Source organism: Sphingomonas sp. PAMC26645 (assembly GCF_004795835.1).
Lineage (GTDB): Bacteria > Pseudomonadota > Alphaproteobacteria > Sphingomonadales > Sphingomonadaceae > Sphingomonas.
The window spans coordinates 1,896,099-1,913,631 of the sequence record NZ_CP039249.1 but is presented as its reverse complement, the minus strand read 5'-3'; the positions used below and the strand labels follow the sequence as shown (position 1 = coordinate 1,913,631).

Below are 17,533 nucleotides of genomic sequence, written 5' to 3'. Positions count from 1 at the left end.
GCCAAGGGGAGGATCAGCGGGCTAGAACCCCTTCAGCAACGGCAGGATCGTCGAATAATCGTCGGTCCACGCGGTGAAGCCCTTGCGCGGCATGAGCGGTGCCCACGCGGGGTCACCCGACTGCAACGCGGCAATCGCACGCGGATCGCGCGACAACGCCACCCAGTCCGACGCCGACGCGCGATCGACCAGCAAGCTCGACGGGCGGTATTTCAGCTCGACCGCAGTCCACCCGCCCTCGCGCGCCGCCGCCGCGATCACCGGCTCCAGATCGATGAACCGGTTCGAGATATGCACCAGCAACAGGCCGCCCTGCGACAGCACCCGGCCATAGGTCGCGAACGCCTCGCGCGTCATCAGGTGCATCGGCACCGAATCCGAAGAGAACGCATCGAGCGCGAGCAGGTCGAGACTGTTGGGCGTATCATGCGCCAACGCGATCCGCGCATCGCCCATCCGGATCTCCGACTTGGACAGGCACCGCGATAGATAGGTGAACTGCCCGGTATCCCGCGCGATCCGCGCCACCGCCGGATCGATCTCGTAGAACCGCCAGCGCTGCCCCGGTCTCGCATAGCAGGAGAGCGTCCCCGTCCCGAGCCCGACTACACCGATCCGCGCCTGCGGGCCGTACAAGGTGGGCGCGGCTTGCATCGCCTGACCGACACCCGATCCTGCCGCGTAATAGGTCGTCGGCGTCCGCTCGCGCTCAGGCGAACCGCGCAACTGGATGCCGTGCACCGTCGTCCCATGATCGAGTTCGCGCGTGCCGCCGTTCGGCCCCGGCTCGTCTCGCACGGTATAGACGCCAAAATAACTCCGCACCCGCGCGCCCGGATCGAGCGAGAACTCGAGTGAGCGATACCCGCCGAACAGCACCAGCGCCCCCGCCAGCACGACCATGTACGGCCGCCGCGCGCCGATCGCGACGAATCCGATCGCGGCTATCACCAGGAAGACGAGGCCCTGGCGCCCCTCGCCGAACACGCCATCGGGATTGCCGATCCGCAACCCGGTAAGGATGACCAACGCGCAGACGATCGCGAGCAGCGCGATATGCCTCGCCGGCCCCTTCCCCATCCACAGCGCACGAAATCGTCCGAACAGATAGATTTGCGGCACCAGCGCGCCCGCCGCGAGGATCAGCAGCGGATACTCATACGTCCAGTCGAACACCACGGGCGCCACCAGCGCGGCGAACACGCCACCAAGCGCACCACCCGCCGACATCGCGAGATAGAACCCGGTCAGACGATCGGGCGCCGGCCGCTTGCGATACAGCGTGGTGTGCAGCGCGACCGAGACCATGAACAGCAACACCAGCGCGATTCCCGCGCTGAAGAACGGCCGCTCGTTGACCCCGCCCATGATGATCCCGCCGAACAGCAGAATCGTGATCGGCGCGATCCGCGTGAGCAGGTCGGCGAGCCAGCGATCGTTCGCAAACGCCACGCTGAAGCTCAGCAGATACAGCCCGAGCGGGATCACCCACAGCAGCGGCATCGCGACGATATCGGTCGTGATGTAGGTCGATGTCGCTAGCATCATCCCCGACGGCACGAGCGCCAGCGCGATCCAATGCGCGATTCGCTTTGCACCCGGCGGCGCGCTGGTCGCCGCAACGTGATCGACCGCCGCGGTCTTGGGCAGGCGCGTGGCGCAGGCGAGCACCAGCACGATCAGCAGCAGATACCCGCCGCTCCACAGCAAGCTCTGGCCGTGCACCGCCATCAGCGGCTCGACCAGCAACGGATACGCGATCAGCCCCGCGAAACTGCCGAGGTTCGACGCGGCATACAGCGCATAGGGATCGCCGCCGCCGCTCGCCGCGCTGAACCAGCGCTGGATCAAAGGCGCCTGCGCGGAGACCGCGAAGAACAACGGCCCGATCGACAGCCCGAGCAGCCACGGCACCCACAAAGCCGGCAGCGCATCCGCCGGCAGGTCCATCGCGATCAACCCGATCGGCAACCACAACGCCGCAACGATCAGCACGCCAAGGTGGATCGCCGCCTGCGCCCGCGGCCTCACCCGCCCGAGCCAATGCGCATACGCATAGCCCGCGAGCAGCAACGCCTGGTACACCACCATCGCCGAGTTCCAGACCGCGGGCGCCCCGCCCAGCCGCGGCAACGCCATCCGCGCCACCATCGGCTGGACCAGGAACAACAGGAACGACCCCGTCAGGATCGTCGCGACGAACATCGTCCGGCACCAGCGCGCCATCAGCGGCCGCACTTCCATCGCATCGGTGTCAGACATGGGCGGGACGGTCGATCCGGTAGAGGATGTGGCGGCGAAGGCGGTCACCTTCGGCGAGCTTCGGGTGATCGAAATCGCCGTCGACCACGCGCGTCATCCCGAGCCGTTCCATGAGTGTGCGGCTGCCCGTGTTTGCAGGGACGGTGATCGCCCAGACCGTCGGAAGGTTCAGCTCATGCCAACCCCAGGCGAGGGAAGCCTCCGCTGCCTCCCGCGCATAGCCCTGCCCCCATTCGCTTTGAACGAGACTCCAGCCGATCTCGGGTTTCCCGTCGATCGGCGTACCGACCGGGCCGGGCTTGATCCCGCACCAGCCGATAAACGCGCCGGTATCCCGTCGTTCGAGCGCCCAGAAGCACGCGCCATAGTCGGCGAACATCGCCTTCTGGCGCGCCACCACCGCGGTGGAGTCGGCCAGCGTCGGCGCCGGCCCGAGATACGCCATCACCGCCGGATCGGCGCACATCGCATGATGCAAGGCGGCATCGTCATCACGCCAGCCGCGCAAGATCAGCCGTTCGGTCTCGATCATCCGCCGAGCAATTTCGCCGCATGCGCCGCGTGGTAGGTCAGCACGCCCGAGCAGCCCGCGCGCTTGAACGACATCAGCGTCTCCAGCACCATGACGTCGCGCTCCGCCGCACCCGCTGCGACGGCGTGCTCGATCATCGCGTATTCGCCCGACACCTGGTACGCGAACACCGGCACTTCGAACGCCTGGCGGACGCGGACGATGATGTCGAGATACGGCAGGCCGGGCTTGACCATCACCGTGTCGGCGCCCTCCGCCAGGTCCATCGCGACCTCGCGCAATGCTTCCTCGGCGTTGGCATTGTCCATCTGGTACGTCTTCTTGTCGCCCTTCAGCAGACCGCGCGAGCCTACCGCATCGCGGAACGGCCCGTAGAACGCGCTGGCGTACTTGGCTGCGTAAGACATGATCTGGACGTTGTGGTGCGACTCCGCCTCGAGCGCGCTGCGAATCATGCCGATCCGGCCGTCCATCATGTCCGACGGCGCGATGATATCGGCGCCCGCGTTCGCCTGGTTGAGCGCCTGCGCGACGAGCATCTCGGCGGTCGTGTCGTTGACGACATAGCCAGCCGCGTCGACCAGCCCGTCATGGCCGTGGCTCGTATAAGGATCGAGCGCGACGTCGGTCAGCACGCCGACCTCGGGCACCGCATCCTTCAGCGCACGGATCGCCTGGCACATGAGGTTGTCGGGGTTGAGCGCCTCGCGACCATCCTCGGTCCGGCGCTCGACCTGCGTATACGGGAACAGGGCGATGCACGGGATGCCGAGGTCGCGCGCCTCGCGGCCACGCGCGACGATCCCGTCGACCGACCAGCGCGACACGCCCGGCAGGCTGGCGATCGGTTGCTCGACGCCGGCTCCTTCGGTGACGAACAGCGGCCAGATCAGGTCGGCGGGAGTCAGCACGGTCTCGGCATGGAGGCGGCGGCTCCAGGCGGAGGCGCGGGTGCGACGGAGGCGAAGCGCGGGATAGCTTGCGGTCATGCGGCGGGCTTTGCGGGATGCGCGGCGACGGATCAAGTTTTACGGGAGAAGCGTTACGGGTGCGAAACCGCGTGCCGTGCGTTGGGGGCCTTATGTCGAACGATACGATCACGTCTGCCGCGCTCGTCGTCAACGCCAAGTCGCGCAAGGGCCAGAAGCTGTTCAAGCGCGCGTGTGCGGCGATGTCGGGGCTGCCTTATGAGGTCGACGCGCATGCCGTCGAGGATCCGAAGGACCTGGAGGCGACGGTATTGCGGGCGCTCGCGAAGAAGCCGGACTTGCTGATCCTCGGCGGCGGCGACGGTACGGTCAGCGGCTTGGTCGACCTGATGGTCGGCCACGACGTAATCCTGGGCGTCCTACCGCTCGGCACCGCCAACAGTTTCGCGCGCACGCTCGGCATTCCGCTGAATATCGAGGGCGCGGTGGAGGTGATCCGGACCGGCAAGCCACGTCGCATCGATCTCGGCATGATCGACGGCGATTATTTCGCAAACTGCGCCGCGATGGGCATCAGCCCGAAGATCGCCGAGACGGTCCCGCACGGCCTCAAGAAGGTCTTCGGCAAGGTCGGCTATCTGGCGTGGGCGACGTATCAGTACATGCGCTTCCGTCCGTTCACGCTGATCGTCGGCGAGGACCCGACCGCGGTGAAGATCCGCGTCGTCGAGGTGCGAATCTCGAACGGGCCGTATCACGGCGGCACCGAACTGGTCGACGCAGCGGCGGTCGATTCGGGCGAGATCGTCGTGCAGGCGGTGATGGGGCATGTGAAGCGGCGGCTGGTGCAGAACTGGTATGCCAGCGTATTCCGGCTCGAGTCGCGCCACGAGAAGGTGCGGGACTTTCGGGGCAAGAGCCTGAAGATCAACACGATCCCCCCGCTGCCAATCTCGATCGACGGCGAAGTGCTGGCGAAGACCCCGGTAACGGCGAAGGTCGCGGCCGGAATCATCCGGGTGATGGCGCCGGCCTGAGGCGCGCTCGACTGGCGGCACCACCCGCCTCCTTGTTCTCCAGCGAAGGCGGGAGCCCAGACTGGGTCCCCGCCTTCGCGGGGAGACAATTTAGTGGAGGGGTGACCTATCCTCACACCACCCCGGCGAAGGCCCGGGCCCAATTGGAAAGGCCGGAGTAACTGCTGGCGGTCCTACGTTAGCAACGTTCCCCAATTGGGCCCCGGCCTCCGCCGGGGTGGAAGCTGAGGTGGGCTTACTTCACCCGCCGAACCGTCAAAATCTTCACCGGCGCGGCGATCATCTGCCCCTTCATCACCCCGACCCCGGCAGTAGGCGAAGTCGGCGCAGCAAGAATGCGCTTCACCACGTCCATCCCCTCCACCACATGCCCAAACGCCGCGAACCCAGCCGTATCCCCGCTCCCCGCGGGGTTCGCATCGAGCGACAACACCGGCCCGACGGTAATGAAGAAATCCGCCGTCGCGCTCCCCGGCGCAAACCTTGCCATCGAGATCGTCGCGTCGACATGCGACAGCCCGGTCTGGCTGGTCGGCTCATGCTTCACCGGCGGCAGCAGACGTTTCACCTCGCCCTGCGGCCCGCCCTGGATCAACCCCGCGTCCGCGCCGAGCTTCATCGCGCGGTAGAACGTCACCCCATCGAGCCGCTTCTGGTCGACATAGCGCAGAAAATTAGCGGTCGTCAGCGGCGCACGCTCCTTCTCCAGCGCCAGCGTGATCGGCCCCTCGCTCGTCGTCATCACGATCGAGACGGTCGCCGGTACAGCGGGCGAGGGCGCCAGCGGAGCCTCCTGCGCCGAGACGGAAACGGCGCCGAGAACGGCAAGAGCGAGCGTGACGAATCTGGAGGTCATCCGCCACGCTACCGCGTCGCCCCGCTCCTGTCAGCGGCCCCGCGACACGATATTGCGCGCGGCAAAGTTTTGCTTGGGTTTGCACGCCCGCACGCAATGCGTATCCGGTGAGCGATGACCGATCTCGCCATTCTCTACGAGCACCCGCTCTGGTTCGAACCGCTGTTCGCCGCCCTCGACCGCCGAGGCGTCCACTTCTCGCGCGCGACGCCGGACGGCTTCTGGAACCCCGCCGACCAGAGCGCCCCCGCCCCCGTCGTCTTCAACCGCATCGCGATGTCGAGTTTCCTGCGCAACGACGAGCATCCGATCTTCGACACGATGGCGATGCTCGATCACTGGCGGCGCACTGGCGCGCGCGTGATCAACGGCACCGACGTGCTCGCGATCGACGCCTCGAAGGCCCGCCAATTGTCGCTGATCGCCTCGCTCGGCCTCGCGATCCCCGAGACACGCGTCGTCCACCGCGCCGCCGACGTCGTCCCCGCCGCGCAGACGCTCCGCTTCCCGCTGGTTGTGAAGGCGAACATCGGCGGATCCGGCGCAGGCATCGTCCGCTTCGACAGCCTCGACGAACTCCGCACCGCCGTCGCCGACGCCGGCCTGCCAAGCAGCGTCGACGGAGTCCTGCTGGTCCAGGAATACGTCCCCGTCCGCGACGGCGCGATCACCCGGATCGAGACGCTCGACCGCAAATTCCTCTACGCGATAGAGGTCGCCGGCGGCGGCGCATTCGATCTCTGCCCGGCGGATGCGTGCGTCGTCCCCGGCTCCGGCATCAGGATGGCCGCGGTCGAGCCTTCGCAGACGTTGAAGGACGCCGCCGAAGCGATCGCCAACGCGGTTGATCTCGACGTCGGCGGTGTCGAGGTGATGATCGACGACCGTGACGGCGTCGCGCGCTTCTACGACATCAACGCGCTGTCGAACTTCGTCGCCAAGCCCCTCGAAACACTCGGCTGGGATCCCCACGACCGCCTCGTCGATTACCTGATCGAACAGATCGAGAAGGCCCGCTGATGCGCTATGGTTACTGGACTCCCGTCTTCGGCGGCTGGCTTCGCAACGTCCCCGACGAGGGGATGGAGGCGAGCTGGGCGTACACCAAGGCGCTGACGCAGAACGCCGAGCGCTGGGGTTACGACCTGACGCTGATCGCCGAGCTGAACCTCAACGACATCAAGGGCATCGAACAGCCCGCGCTCGATGCGTGGTCGACCGCGGCGGCGCTCGCGGCGGTGACCGACAGCATCGAGCTGATGGTCGCGGTTCGCCCGAACTTCCACCACCCCGCGCTGTTCGCCAAAGCCGCCGCGAACATCGATCGGATCTCGGGCAGCCGCCTCGCGCTCAACGTCGTGTCGTCCTGGTGGGCGGACGAAGCCAAGCAATACGGCCTCCAGTTCGACCAGCACGACGATCGCTACGCGCGCACCGCCGAGTGGCTGACCGTGGTCGACGGGCTCTGGACGCAGGAGCGCTTCGACTTCGCCGGCCAGTTCTACACCACCGAACAGGCGATCTGCGCGCCCAAGCCCGCCAAGCGCCCGACCGTCTACGCGGGCGGCGAAAGCGAGAAGGCCAAGGCGATGATCGCCGCGCAGTGCGACGCGTACGTCATGCACGGCGACCCCGCCGACGCGATCGCGCCGAAGATCGCCGACATGGCGGCGCGACGCGAGGCAGCTGGCGGCGCGCCGATGCAATACGGCATGGCTGCCTACGCGATCGTCCGCGACAGCGAGGCGGAGGCCAAGCGCGAGCTGGAGCGCATCACCAGCGTCACCGAACTCCCCGCCGGCTATGCGAATTTCGACCAGTGGCTGTCAGGTACGCAACTCGAACGCGAGTTGAAGATCCAGGAATACTCCGTCTCCAACCGCGGCCTGCGTCCCAACCTGGTCGGCACGCCCGAGCAGCTGAAGGAGCGTGTCGCCGAATACGAAGCCGCCGGTCTCGACCTGTTGCTACTCCAGATGAGTCCGCAGGCCGAGGAAATGGAGCGGTTCGCCGCGCAGGTCATGGGCACCGCATGATCCGCCTGATCGACGTCATCAAAACCTACCCGGCGAGCGAGGCGGCCGCCCTGGACGGCGTGTCGCTGGAGATTCCGGCGCGCGGCGTATTTGGCGTCATCGGCCAGTCCGGCGCAGGCAAGTCGACGCTGATCCGCCTTATCAACGCGCTCGAACGCCCGACGTCGGGCCGGGTCGAAGTCGATGGCGTCGACGTAGCCGCTTTGTCGGCGGCGGACCTGCGCGCGCTGCGCCGCCGGATCGGCATGATCTTCCAGAACTTCGGCCTGCTGTCGTCGCGCACGGTCGCCGCAAACGTCGCGTTCCCGCTGGTGCTGGCGGGCGTATCCAAGGCCGAGCGCGAGACGAAAGTCGCCGCGCTGCTCGACCGCGTAGGCCTCGCCAATCACGCCGCCAAATACCCTGCCCAACTCTCCGGCGGCCAGAAGCAGCGCGTCGGCATCGCCCGCGCGCTCGCCACCGATCCCGACATCCTTCTCTGCGACGAAGCGACTAGCGCACTAGACCCCGAAACTACCCGCTCGGTCCTCACACTGCTCCGCGACCTCAACCGAGACCTCGGCCTGACGATCGTCCTCATCACCCACGAAATGGATGTCGTCCGCTACGTCTGCGACCGCGTCGCCGTCCTCGAGCGCGGCCGCATCGTCGAGACCGGAGACGTTACCGACATCTTCGCCAACGCCGCGCACCCGGCAACGCAGCGCATGCTGGCGGCGCTGGCAGCATGAGCTTCTTTGCCAACATCGACTGGTCGGACATCGGCCAGGCCTGCCTCGACACGCTGATCATGCTCGGCGGATCACTCGTGTTGACGATCGCGTTCGGCCTCCCGCTCGGCGTCCTTCTGTACCTCACCGACCGGGGCCGGCTGTCGCAGAACCGCGTCGCCAACGCCGTGCTCGGGATCATCGTCAACATCCTCCGCTCGGTGCCGTTCATCATCCTGCTGATCGTGATGATTCCGCTCACCGTGATGCTCGTCGGCACCTCGCTAGGCGTTGCCGGCGCGATCCCCCCGCTCGTCGTCGGCGCCGCGCCCTTCTACGCACGGCTCGTCGAAGGATCGCTCAAGGAAGTCGACCGCACCACGATCGAGGCAGTCCAGGCGATGGGTGCCACCACGCGCCAGATCGTCACCGGCGCGCTGATCCCCGAGGCGCTCCCCGGGCTGATTGCCGGCGCCACCGTGACCGCGGTCGCGCTCGTCTCGTTCACCGCGATGGCGGGCGTCGTCGGTGCAGGCGGGCTCGGCGATCTCGCGATCCGGTTCGGCTATCAGCGCTTCCAGACCGACGTCATGGTCGTCACCGTCGTGCTGCTGGTCGTGCTCGTCCAGATCATCCAATATGCCGGCGACGCGCTCGCCCGCCACTTCACCCGCCGCTAATTTAACGCCGCTAGGAATTCGCATGAACCGCCGCATTTTGCTCGCCTCGTTCTCGCTGCTCGCGCTAGCCGCCTGCGGTGGCACCAAGACCAATGACGGCAAGACGCTGACCGTCGCCGCGACCGCGGTGCCCCACGCGGAAATCCTGGAGTCGATCAAGCCGACGCTCGCCAAGGAAGGCGTCGACCTCCAGATCCGCGTCTTCAACGACTACGTCCAGCCCAACCTCCAGGTCGAGCAGAAGCAGATCGACGTCAGCTATTTCGAGACCAAGCCGTATCTCGACGAGTTCAACGCCTCGCGCGGCACGCATCTCGTGACCTATGCCGGCGTCCATGTCGAACCGCTCGGCGCCTATTCGCGCAAGTGGAAGTCGATCGCGCAGATCCCCAACGGCGCGACCGTCGCGATCCCGAACGAGCCGAGCAACGGCGGCCGCGCGCTGCTGCTGCTCCAGAAGGCCGGGCTGATCACGCTCAAGAACCCAACCAACCCGCTGTCGAGCCTCAACGACATCGCCACCAACCCCAAGAACCTGCAATTCAAGGAGCTGGAGGGCGCCACCCTGCCCCGCACGCTCGGCGAGGTCGATCTCGCGCTGATCAACACCAACTACGCGCTCGACGCGAAGCTCAACCCGGTCCGCGACGCGCTCGCGATCGAGGACAAGAACAGCCCCTACGTCAATTTCGTCGTCGGCCTGCCCGGCGGTGAGAAGGATCCGCGGGTCGTGAAACTGATCGCCGCGCTGCGCAGCCCGGCGACCAAGACCTTCATCGAGCAGCATTATCGGGGTGCGGTCCTCCCGGCGTTCTGATACCGGCCCGGCCTCGTTAGCGTAATCCCTGAGGCTCCATGACGGTCGTCGCCGCGTATCTCTATCGCCATGGCAAGCGCGTCCGCGCGGTCTCGATCGACGAAAAGGTCGATTGCCCGGCGGATCGCTCGGAGTTCGTCTGGATCGGCATCTGCGACCCGACCGACGCCGAGATGCGGACGCTGAAGGACCAGTATAACCTCCACCCACTAGCGGTGGAGGACGCGATCAAGGCGGACCAGCTGCCCAAGGTCGACGTCTATGGCGACCAGCTGTTCGTCGTCGCGCGCACCGCCCAGCTCCAGGACGACAAGATCGCATACGGCGAAACCGCGATCTTCGTCGGCCACAGTCACATCATCAGCGTCCGCCACGGCTCGGCGCGGTCGCACAAGGCACTGCGCGAACAGCTCGAAGCCGCGCCGACGCTGTTGATCAACGGCGTCGATTACGTCCTCCACGCGATCCTCGATTACGTCGTCGACGGCTATCTGCCGATCGTCGAGAGCATCGAGGACGAGGTACTCGCGATGGAACAACGCACGATCGACGCGTTCCTAGGCCGCGACGAGATCGTCCGCATCTTCGGGCTCCGACGCGAGATGATCCGCTTCCAGCGCATCTTGGGCCCGATGGGCGAGGTCGCGGGCAAGATCGTCCGCCTCGACCTCCCCTGCATCGACACCGAGGCGAAACCGTATTTCAGCGACGTGCTCGACCACGTCCGCCGCGTGCAGACGATGGTCGAGGGCCTGCGCGAAGTGCTGACCTCGGTGTTCGAATTCAGCAACCTGCTCGAACAACAACGTACCGGCGCGATCACCCGCCAACTCGCTGCCTGGGCCGCGATCCTTGCCGTCCCGACCGCGATCGCGGGGATTTACGGCATGAACTTCGAGAACATGCCCGAGTTGAAGACGGAATACGGGTATTTTGTGGTGCTGGGCGTGATCGGGGTCGTCTGCGCCGCGCTATACGTAAAGTTCAAGCAGGCGAAGTGGCTGTAGGAAGGGGCACAACCATCGTCATCCCCGCGGAGGCGGGGACCCATATTCTCAAACGCTGGCGGTTAGACCGCTACGCTTGCCAGTATGGATTCCCGCCTGCGCGGGAATGACGATGAGAGGTTGGGGATACGAACTCAAACCTTGACGAGCATCTTCCCCGTGTTCCCACCCGAGAACAGCCCCAGGAACGCGTCCGGCATCGTTTCGAGCCCCTCGTGCACGGTCTCCTGCCGCTTCAGCGTCCCCGCCGCCAGCATCCCGCCCATGTCCTTGTAGAACTCCTCGGCGCGATTCATGTAGTCGCTGACGATGAACCCGCGGATCTGCACGCGGTTACCGATCAGTCGCGCGAGATACTTCAACTGCGTCGCCGCGCCGCTGTTGTACACGTCGATCATCCCGCACACCGCGAACCGCGCGTGCATCCGCGCATGCGCCAGCGCCGCGTCGAGATGCTCGCCGCCGACGTTGTCGAAATACACGTCGATTCCTTTCGGAGCAGCCTCGCCAAGCGCCTTCACCACCGGCACGTCGCTCTTATAGTCGATCACCGCATCCGCACCGAGCGACTTCACCCAAGCGCATTTCTCCGCGCCGCCAGCCGAACCGATCACCGTCATGCCCTTGGCCTTGGCGACCTGCACGACGGTCGAACCGACCGCACCCGCCGCCGCCGACACGAACACCGTATCGCCCGCCTTCGCCTCGGCAACCTGAAGCAACCCGAAATACCCCGTCATCCCCGGCATGCCGAGCTGACCCAGAAACGCCTGGGCCGGCACGTCCAGCGGAGGGAGCTTTTGCACCTGCGCGGCCGGCACCACCGCTTCGTCGCGCCAGCCCGCCATGTGCAGCACCATGTCGCCGACCTTGATGCCGTCGTCGTTGCTCTCGACCACTTCGCCGACCGCACCGCCCTGCATCGCCTCGCCTAGCGCGAACGGCGGGACATAGCTCTTCACGTCGTTCATCCGCCCTCGCATGTACGGGTCGACCGACAGCCAGCGATTGGCGATCCGCACCTCGCCGGCGCCGAGCGTCGACTGGTCGAGATCGATCATGGCGAAGTCGGTATGCTTCGGCATGCCTTGCGGACGTGCCTTCAGGCTCCATGCACGGGCCATAAACTTGCTCCTGTCTTGATTATTCGTGTTGCGGGTATGGCGAAACGCACACTCAACGCAACCTGCAAAAAGGCCCGGACGTTTCCGCCCGGGCCCCTGTTCGGCTGACGTCATGCGACACCAGGCAACGCTTTTAACCAGTTAGTACGTGGTCGAACCCGACTTGCCGAGCGTGTCCGACGTCGTGCCGCCGGTCGTCGTGCCCGTGGTCGATGCCGTGCTGGTCCCGGTGCTGCCGGTCGCCGTGCTGCCCGTCTGCGTGCTCGAAGCATAACCGCTGCTGCCGGTATCCTTCTTGTCGCCGCCCGTGCGATCACCGTACTCGAACATCGCCGAGTTGCGCTCTTCTTCCTTCCACGCCGCCTTGGCTTCGTCGGCCGACTTCGACAGAGTCACCTTGCCGTCGACGGTCTTGATCCAGCGCGACGGGATCGAGTGATGCACGCCGCCCGCATCGCGGTCGTTCTTGGTCAGCAGGATCCGGTCGCCCTTCACCTTGTCGACCGTGCCGACATGGCTGCCGTCAGACCCGACGACTTCCATATGCTCGGTGACCTGCGACAGCGAACTGCGCTGGCCCTGGCGCTCATTGCGCCACGACGAGAACTCGGTCTCGAACTTCGAGCGGTTCTCGTTCCGATACTCGTCATAGTCACGATCGAGCGCCGCGATCTGCGAGCTCCGCCAGCCATGATAATGGTCGTCATGCGTGTTCGACGAGCGATTGCCTAACGCACGATTGTCCGAGTTGCCATAGGACCGCTCGTCATAGCGTGCATCGGCTTCGCGGCGACGCTCGGCCTCGTCGTCACCGAACCACGAGCGAACTTCGTCGCCTGCGCGCGCGATGAACCCGCGATCGTCATAGTCATAGCCCTGTGGCTGACGACCATAGTCACGCCCCTCGTTACGGCTGCCGCCGCGCGCAGAGTTGCGGTTGTCGTCATCGGCGTCGCGGTTGCGGCCTACGTCCTCGAAGCGGCGACCGTCCGAAGCATAGCTGCCGTGATATTCGGTATCGCCCGAACCCTGGCTGCGCTGGCCGTAGGACTGCTGGCCATAGCCCTGGCCGGAGCGCTGCTGGCCATAGCCCTGCTGGCCATAACCCTGCTGGCCGTAACCCTGACCCGATCCCTGGCCGTAACGCGACTGGCCGTACCGGTCGCCACCCGATGGCTGCGAGCGGTCATTGTGGCCACCATAATAATCACGACCGCCCTGCTCGCGACCATATTGATCGCCGCGTCCCTGGTCGTCACGCCCCTGAGATCCCTGGCCGCGGCCGCTGCGGTTATCGTCGCGGTCATATTCGCCGGCGGCTTCATATTCACGCGCGCTGGAACGACCATAGCCGCCACCGTCTGCGCGGAAATCGCGACCATAATCGTTCGAGTTCGGCCGACCGTAATAGTCGCCCGACTGGCGATCTCGGGTGTTGCGTTCGTAGACCATAGGAACCTCCTAATTGCTGTCCTGCGGCTGCCGGCCCCGTCGATCGCGGGGTCGTACATTCCGAGGACTACAAGCGCCAAACTGGCGGAATGTTCCTGCGATTGCGGCAGCTTGACGGCGACACGACGCTGCGTTGCGACGACATGCCGGAGGCCAGTTGGCGCAACCTCATCAACCCAGTTGCAAGGCCGAAATCGAGCCGCTAGATCACCATCCTGGCCTATGGCCAACCGCGCGGGGCCGTAGCTCAGATGGGAGAGCGCTGCAATCGCACTGCAGAGGTCCGGGGTTCGATTCCCCGTGGCTCCACCACGCGGCATTGGCTTAAATCAGCCATTTCCTAACCTCTTATCGGCGCGAGCCGCGGCTAAGCTGACTACACTGGGACCGCACTGGGACCGCAGATGCACGCTCGTGAATCGGCGCATCTCCTGCCAATAGTCCTCAACCGCGGTAATAAGCTCGGCGAGATAGTCGGGGCGCAAATGGCGATAATTCCGTTTGTTCGTCCCTTCACCGGCATGGCCTGACGCTGCGTCGATCTGTGCTTCCGCCACGCCGCGCCGATGCATCTCGGTGATGATCGTGTGTCGCAGCGTGTTCGGCGTGCCCTTCCCCTTCAGAACCGGGCGGCCGACGGTCTCGCCCAGCTTGCGCCTGGGCGGGTGCATCTTGGGGGAGCCGTCGACGTTTAGGACGGACTTGCATATCCCTGCTTCGATCAACGCGCCCTCGAACGCCTTGCCGACGTCGTAGCAGTCGCGCTCGAAATATTCGGGTGCTGCCGGGTCGGTCCACTTTGCTTCGGCGATCGGTGCGCGGAACTTGATGACCTTGCCTGTTACACCATCCAGCCACGGGGCGAGGGTCGGCGCGATCGGTACGATCGAGCGGCGCTTCGACGTCTGGTCGCGGTCTGGGTCGAGGAAGAATATCAGCCCGCGGTCGAGCTGGTGATCGTGAAGGTCAAGGATGGCCTCGCTGCGCCCGCAGGTGCTGAGCGCGATCATCGAATAGAGGAATGCATGCCGACGCTCTGGCCTGCTCCATAGAGCCTCCAGCAGCGCTGCGACCTCCTCCATCGTATAGATGAGGTCGCGGGGCTTTGCCTTGTCCTTCGCCGCTACCTCCTTCACGAACGGCGCCGCTTCGATTAGCTCTTCGCGCCAGGCATGGTTGAGCGAACCGCGAAGCGCCGCGATGTCTCGGCTGATGGTGTGCCCCCCGACTCCCTCGGACTTACGAAACGTGATGAAGCGATCGACGAAGGCGTTGTTGACGTCCGCGACGGTCACGCCGTTGATCACGTGACCGAGCTTGCGCTGACGATCGAAGAACCGCAGCCAGTGCTGCACGGAGATCGCGTACCGAGCGGGGTCCTCCTTCGTCGACACGTGATCGCGTAGCCAGATCGCCAAGAGTTCGGGGACGAGCGCCTTCGCCTTCGGCTGCGGGGCGGCTGGCTTGCTCGCCTCTAGATAGTGGCGTGCGAGGGCCTCGCGCGCCGCTTCCGGCGGCCCATCGCCTGTGCCGCCTCCGATGCCAGTCTTTCGGCGGCGGCGTGTACGTGCGGCTGCATCGTACCAGCAGATGGACCAGTCATCTCGTTCCGCTCGGTATTCGAGCCAGAAGGCTCCAAGCTGGACCCGATTCTCGGCGGCGTCGGCTGTTCGGCCCATGAGGCGACTAGCTCCTTCGTTCGTTCGGCGGTAATGATCGGGTACGCGGCCGATTCAATCAATGCGCGTACGAGTTCGGGCGCGACATGCGCCTTCGTCCCATTTCGAGCCGCTCGCTCGAATATGTCGGCGATTTCGGTGAAAGGCTGCATTACTCGCGGCCCCCGATCTCGATCTCGTCTACGCTCAGTGATCCGGTGGAATCGCCTACGAAATCTCCGAGCGTGCGACTGCCATCATCGCCGAGTGCCTCGTCCAAGCTCTTCGGACCAAAGCCGCTGGCCCAGGACTGAAATGCGCGCCCGACGTATTTTTTCGCGTGAGCACGAATCTGATCGAGCGTCAGGTCGCCTTGCAGTACCGCGAGAGAGAGCTCGGATACCACCTCATCTCGGACACTGCTCACTATCCCGGCAGGAACCGCCGCTTGGACTTTCTCAAAGAGGTTTCTGCCGTGCACCGCGCCGTCATCATCGCGGATGCGGCGATACACGATGCAGGCTCTACGATGACGCTCCGCCGGCGACATCGCGCGGAGCACACGGTACGCCCGTTTCTCTGAGGTTGGGACGTTGCGGCGTACCGTGATGATCGAGTCACCGTTCAGCAGCGCGTTCAATATTCGGTCCTGCTCTTCTCGGGGCATCGGTTGCGGGCCACGGATCCGGAGATCGCTTTCCCAGGTTGCGATGCAAACTCCTCGGTGACCTCGGCGTTCGCCGCAGCCGCAAAAGGTACCATCGACCGCCATCTTCTCCCACAGCGGCGTCGCGTACTTTAAGATCGTGTGGATGCTGGCGGCCTTCCGGGAGGATCGCACCATCTGCGCAGCACTGAAGCCTCGCGCCACCCAATCCTTAATCTGCTGCCGCTTGTTGATCCCGATCAGACTGGGCGAGTTGACTATACACCCCCCCGGATGACGTGCGGGACGACCGCACCGGCACGGGGGGAACGGGCGTTCCCGCTTCTTCATCCAGGCCTTACTGTGGCGATTTACGGCCGTCAGCGAGATCCCGGTTTCTAGTGCAATCGACCGGTTTGACTGGCCGGCATCTATACGCCGATATATATCTTTGATCTTCGGCCACCCCAGCTGGCTCGCTCGGCGCTTTGGATATCCAGTCTTGCGGGCGGTGCTCACCGCGCACACCAGGTTGCGATGGCCCACGCCTCGCAGCTGACCGCATGGGCAGTGGGTCGGCAATTCCTTCGAAGCGTCAAGTTCCGCGACAATCGGCCGGACGTTATGATGATGCGTTCCGACGCGCCGACATATCTCGCGGACGCTGAACCCCTCGCGAGCCAAGCGCTTCACAGCCTCGATTTTTTCCAACGGAAAGTTCGCGTAGGGTTTTGTTGTCGCAGGCATCAGATCACCCGGCGAAACTGAAATCGGCGGTTTGTTGTTCGGGCAACGCGCGCACGCTGTCGGCGAACGGTACTGATCGCAGGATCGCCTCGGACGCGGGAGTGCCGGCAGCCCGATTGGTCAACAGGCTGCGGGCCAGTTGCTCGTCGAGCACGATCGTTATCTCACCACTTCTCGTCCGCGCCTGAACAAGACGCGCCAGATGGAGCCAGCCAGCGTCGTTCAGTGCGTTTCGCGGTCCAGTGAAATGAGGATGCGGCATGCTGGACTACCTCTCGTACGGATCGCGCGGGGAGACCAACGAGGTCGGAACCTCGCGCTTGGTATAGGGCGACCACTCTGCGCACCATTGACCCGGCATTGTTCTCGGGAACGACGAAGCCGGCGATCCGTCGGCATCGGCATGCATCGTGGGCGCGCGGCGGCGGCATACCGTCATCACCGCCATGTTGACGGCACCCTTGTCGCCGAATTCGAGGTCTGCGCGACAGTTCGGTGCCTCCGAGACGGCCGAGCAATTCGCGCACTCCTGCTCGGCGGGCGGAGTTGTGCTGCTGCGCTGCATCATGATTGTCCCTTGTGATGAACACGCGCGATCTCGCGCATGATGGTGAAGACGGCACCCGGGTTGTCGACGGTCAGTCGCAACGCTTCGGTTTCGGCCGCAGGATAGGTTTCGTGAGCCCGTCCACGACGACGGCCTTCCTTCTGGATACGGTACGAACCGCTGACCGGAACGACATCAACGTCGGCGGGCTGCATCATGCGTCCTCCCACGTCACAGCCTCCGCGATCGATCCCGTGGCGACGAAGCGGCAGAGCAGCGGAATGAGCTCTGCCGCCATGGCCTGCGTCAGGAGCGCACGGCCATCGCGACGGCCCAGCCATACCGCCCTCCCCTCCGGATAATTCGTGTCACCGATCGACCAATGATCACCGTTCCGATCGAACCCGCGCGCGATGGGAAGACCACGCATGGTCAGATCCATCACCAGGTTCGTCTCGTCGGCAACGGCTCCATCCTGTGAAACGTCCGCCAT

At 65.2% G+C, this 17,533-nt stretch carries 19 protein-coding genes and 1 tRNA gene; 8 read left to right on the top strand and 12 right to left on the bottom strand.

Annotated features, from left to right (window positions below):
* Positions 1 to 21: 21 nt before the first annotated feature.
* The 3 genes from E5673_RS09060 to hemB are packed head-to-tail and all read right to left on the bottom strand — an operon-like array spanning position 22 to position 3,783.
* Positions 22 to 2,262: a fused MFS/spermidine synthase gene (locus tag E5673_RS09060; RefSeq protein ID WP_247599637.1), complete on the bottom strand. Its 2,241-nt coding sequence runs from the start codon at positions 2,260 to 2,262 to the stop codon at positions 22 to 24.
* Positions 2,255 to 2,794, bottom strand: a complete 540-nt coding sequence (locus E5673_RS09055; protein ID WP_136189737.1) for a GNAT family N-acetyltransferase — start codon at positions 2,792 to 2,794, stop codon at positions 2,255 to 2,257. Before E5673_RS09055 ends, E5673_RS09060 begins: the two co-directional genes overlap by 8 nt.
* Positions 2,791 to 3,783, bottom strand: a complete 993-nt coding sequence (gene hemB / locus E5673_RS09050; RefSeq protein ID WP_093399359.1) for a porphobilinogen synthase — start codon at positions 3,781 to 3,783, stop codon at positions 2,791 to 2,793. The genes E5673_RS09055 and hemB overlap by 4 nt, the downstream gene beginning before the upstream one ends.
* 92 nt (positions 3,784 to 3,875) lie before the next feature.
* Between hemB and E5673_RS09045 the strand changes: the two genes are divergently transcribed.
* Complete coding sequence (locus tag E5673_RS09045; protein ID WP_136189736.1) at positions 3,876 to 4,760, top strand: YegS/Rv2252/BmrU family lipid kinase; 885 nt, start codon at positions 3,876 to 3,878, stop codon at positions 4,758 to 4,760.
* 235 nt (positions 4,761 to 4,995) lie between these two features.
* Here E5673_RS09045 and E5673_RS09040 read toward each other — a convergent pair whose 3' ends face one another.
* On the bottom strand, positions 4,996 to 5,616 hold the full coding sequence (locus tag E5673_RS09040; protein WP_136189735.1) for a peptidylprolyl isomerase: 621 nt from the start codon (positions 5,614 to 5,616) through the stop codon (positions 4,996 to 4,998).
* Between the two features lie 114 nt (positions 5,617 to 5,730).
* Between E5673_RS09040 and E5673_RS09035 the strand changes: the two genes are divergently transcribed.
* The 6 genes from E5673_RS09035 to E5673_RS09010 are packed head-to-tail and all read left to right on the top strand — an operon-like array spanning position 5,731 to position 10,866.
* The gene (locus E5673_RS09035) at positions 5,731 to 6,636 is read left to right on the top strand and encodes an alpha-L-glutamate ligase (protein ID WP_136189734.1); all 906 of its coding nucleotides are present in this window, start codon (positions 5,731 to 5,733) and stop codon (positions 6,634 to 6,636) included.
* A complete protein-coding gene (locus tag E5673_RS09030; RefSeq protein ID WP_136189733.1) occupies positions 6,636 to 7,652 on the top strand; it encodes an LLM class flavin-dependent oxidoreductase in 1,017 nt (338 codons plus the stop codon). Before E5673_RS09035 ends, E5673_RS09030 begins: the two co-directional genes overlap by 1 nt.
* Positions 7,649 to 8,383 (top strand): ATP-binding cassette domain-containing protein, encoded by a 735-nt coding sequence (locus E5673_RS09025; protein WP_136189732.1) that lies wholly within the window; start codon positions 7,649 to 7,651, stop codon positions 8,381 to 8,383. The genes E5673_RS09030 and E5673_RS09025 overlap by 4 nt, the downstream gene beginning before the upstream one ends.
* Positions 8,380 to 9,042, top strand: a complete 663-nt coding sequence (locus tag E5673_RS09020; protein ID WP_136189731.1) for a methionine ABC transporter permease — start codon at positions 8,380 to 8,382, stop codon at positions 9,040 to 9,042. Before E5673_RS09025 ends, E5673_RS09020 begins: the two co-directional genes overlap by 4 nt.
* Before the next feature lie 22 nt (positions 9,043 to 9,064).
* Entirely contained in the window at positions 9,065 to 9,859 is a 795-nt protein-coding gene (locus E5673_RS09015; protein ID WP_056062680.1) for a MetQ/NlpA family ABC transporter substrate-binding protein, read from the top strand.
* 38 nt (positions 9,860 to 9,897) lie between these two features.
* Positions 9,898 to 10,866, top strand: a complete 969-nt coding sequence (locus E5673_RS09010) for a magnesium and cobalt transport protein CorA (RefSeq protein WP_136189730.1) — start codon at positions 9,898 to 9,900, stop codon at positions 10,864 to 10,866.
* 134 nt (positions 10,867 to 11,000) lie between these two features.
* On the opposite strand, the gene E5673_RS09005 is transcribed toward E5673_RS09010, so the two are convergent.
* Positions 11,001 to 11,990 carry an NADP-dependent oxidoreductase gene (locus E5673_RS09005; protein WP_136189729.1) on the bottom strand — a complete coding sequence of 330 codons (990 nt, stop codon included), beginning with the start codon at positions 11,988 to 11,990 and terminating at the stop codon, positions 11,001 to 11,003.
* A 141-nt stretch (positions 11,991 to 12,131) separates the two neighbouring features.
* The gene (locus tag E5673_RS09000; protein WP_136189728.1) at positions 12,132 to 13,442 is read right to left on the bottom strand and encodes a DUF2171 domain-containing protein; all 1,311 of its coding nucleotides are present in this window, start codon (positions 13,440 to 13,442) and stop codon (positions 12,132 to 12,134) included.
* A gap of 236 nt (positions 13,443 to 13,678) precedes the next feature.
* Here E5673_RS09000 and E5673_RS08995 point away from each other — a divergent pair.
* Positions 13,679 to 13,754: transfer RNA gene (locus tag E5673_RS08995), tRNA-Ala, on the top strand.
* 17 nt (positions 13,755 to 13,771) lie between these two features.
* On the opposite strand, the gene E5673_RS08990 is transcribed toward E5673_RS08995, so the two are convergent.
* The 6 genes from E5673_RS08990 to E5673_RS08970 form a co-directional block, all read right to left on the bottom strand.
* On the bottom strand, positions 13,772 to 15,121 hold the full coding sequence (locus E5673_RS08990; protein WP_136189727.1) for a phage integrase SAM-like domain-containing protein: 1,350 nt from the start codon (positions 15,119 to 15,121) through the stop codon (positions 13,772 to 13,774).
* Positions 15,122 to 15,272: 151 nt separating this feature from the next.
* A complete protein-coding gene (locus E5673_RS08985) occupies positions 15,273 to 16,493 on the bottom strand; it encodes a hypothetical protein (protein ID WP_136189726.1) in 1,221 nt (406 codons plus the stop codon).
* Between the two features lie 4 nt (positions 16,494 to 16,497).
* Positions 16,498 to 16,755 carry a hypothetical protein gene (locus E5673_RS08980; RefSeq protein ID WP_136189725.1) on the bottom strand — a complete coding sequence of 86 codons (258 nt, stop codon included), beginning with the start codon at positions 16,753 to 16,755 and terminating at the stop codon, positions 16,498 to 16,500.
* A 6-nt stretch (positions 16,756 to 16,761) separates the two neighbouring features.
* Positions 16,762 to 17,061 (bottom strand): hypothetical protein, encoded by a 300-nt coding sequence (locus tag E5673_RS19645; protein WP_168711592.1) that lies wholly within the window; start codon positions 17,059 to 17,061, stop codon positions 16,762 to 16,764.
* Positions 17,058 to 17,258: a hypothetical protein gene (locus tag E5673_RS08975; protein WP_136189724.1), complete on the bottom strand. Its 201-nt coding sequence runs from the start codon at positions 17,256 to 17,258 to the stop codon at positions 17,058 to 17,060. The genes E5673_RS19645 and E5673_RS08975 overlap by 4 nt, the downstream gene beginning before the upstream one ends.
* Complete coding sequence (locus E5673_RS08970) at positions 17,255 to 17,533, bottom strand: hypothetical protein (protein WP_136189723.1); 279 nt, start codon at positions 17,531 to 17,533, stop codon at positions 17,255 to 17,257. The genes E5673_RS08975 and E5673_RS08970 overlap by 4 nt, the downstream gene beginning before the upstream one ends.